General features: G+C 41.0%; 1 protein-coding gene and 1 pseudogene. Both read left to right on the top strand.

Features of this window, described 5'->3' with window-relative positions:
- A pseudogene (locus C240_RS14140) lies at positions 1-393 on the top strand (hypothetical protein); the annotation flags it as partial.
- A 164-nt stretch (positions 394-557) separates the two neighbouring features.
- A partial coding sequence (locus tag C240_RS14145) for a SpaA isopeptide-forming pilin-related protein (RefSeq protein WP_271497142.1) occupies positions 558-1,948 on the top strand: 1,391 nt, incomplete at its 3' end.

A 1,948-nucleotide genomic window follows, 5' to 3' on the forward strand; every position in this document is an offset into this window, starting at 1 on the left:
CAAGCTGCTCAAGCGCCAGAAACAAATGCACAAGAGAATCAAGGAACCACAGCGAATACGGCAGCTACTGGTGCAGGACAAACAACAACTCCAGCTCAAGACGGTGGTACAACAACTGGACAAGCAACACCACCAGCTTCTGGTGGAAACAGTAATAATAACTGGAATCAAGGAACCGGTGGCGGTCAAACAGCTACACCTCCAGCCAGTGGCGGTGGAAACAACAATACTGGAGGAGGATCAAGTGGAGGCGGAGGTACACCAACAGCACCAGCGGGTACGTATGGACCAGTCTATTCAGAAGATGAAGCATGGGCATTTGCAGATAAAATGGGCTGGTCAGGTTGGGCTGCAACAATTATTGATGGTGCAATGTTTATTAGTCCACGTTAGAAATAAAAAACTAAAGTGTTAATTAAGACGATGGTGAAAACTATCGTCTTTTAATTTTGTATATAACCTAGGAGGAAGTTATGTGGATACGGGCACCAGCGCTAAATTGAAATAAAATCAGAAAAAGAATAGACTATAAAATTAATCGAGGAGAAAAAACAGTTATGAATTTTAAAGAAAATGTAATCAAGGGAATGAAGAAATCAACAACAGTATTAGCATTGACCGTCATTTTTGGGCAAACGATGTTCCCTGCAATGGAAGTATTTGCAGATGATGGAGCTAAGGACGCTACCACCGAAGAAACTGTTGAACAACTATCAACTGAAACCGAATCTACAGAAAGCACATTTGATCCAAAAGTATTAGAGATCATTAACGATTCATTATTGACAGAAGAAGGAAAAGCAATGAAGATGTATTCGGTGTTTGAAGGAATGTCTAAAGTTTCTTATGGTTATACGACTGAAGCAGGAGAAGAAGTTACGGTTCAAGAACAGGCCAATCCGCTTTCACGAATGATTTTGGATATGTCTGAATACACACCTTACACATTTAGGGTAGATTTAAATGGATATTGGGCAGAAGGTCAAATGCCTGTATTACGTGATACCACAACGCGGGAAGTTCTGTTTTGTATAGAGCCTGGCGTTGCGGCAATTGCAGGACCAGGATATACCCCAGCAGATTTGACACCTCAACAACGAACATGGTTTGAAGACATCGGCAACTTTGGTTATCCAATGGAGCAGAGTCATGAAATGTATTTCACGTCTCAAGGGTATATGTGGGAGAAAATGGGTTCTACATTTAGTGGTAACTATGGTGGGTATACCGCTAAAAAAGCGCAAATTGATGCTAATATTGCCGCGTATTATACACGCCCGAGTTTTGATGGAGACAAAGTAACTGTTAAAATGGGCGAACCACTAACGTTAACTGATACTAATGGAGTTTTGGAAGAGTATGTAAGAGATGTTTCGACTGGTGGATTAGGTATCTCAAGAAATGGTAACAATTTAACATTGACAGTTACTGAAAATACGGAAGAAAATCCGATTGTCAGAATGAGAAAGACAATGACAGACGGAGTTTCTATTGCTTATATTCAAGATGGAGCTCAGATGCTGGGGAAATTTTCAGTTAGTGACCCGGTACAGTTTACACTGAACGTAGAAGCAATCAAAACCGGCAAAGTCCGAATTGGTAAACAAGATGAAGTAACTGGGAAATTTGTACCAAATACGTCGTACGAAGGAACGATCGGTGATGAACAAGTAGCCTTTACAACTGGCGCTGATGGACACCATGAGCTACCAAAAGAATATATTCATGGTACGCCGTTCTCATTTGTAGAAACAAATGTGCCCGAAGGTTATGTATTAGATCAAACGCCAATCACAGGAACCGTTGTTGGTGGACAAACGATTACCCTTATCCAACAAAATACGCACCAACTAGCAGAAATTACCTTTGAGAAAGAGCAAGAAGTTTTTGACGCAGAAGAAACAACGCTACAAGGGACACCAGTATATAAAGATATTCCCCTAGAAGG

Source organism: Enterococcus sp. 5H (genome assembly GCF_028128615.1).
Lineage (GTDB): Bacteria > Bacillota > Bacilli > Lactobacillales > Enterococcaceae > Enterococcus_L.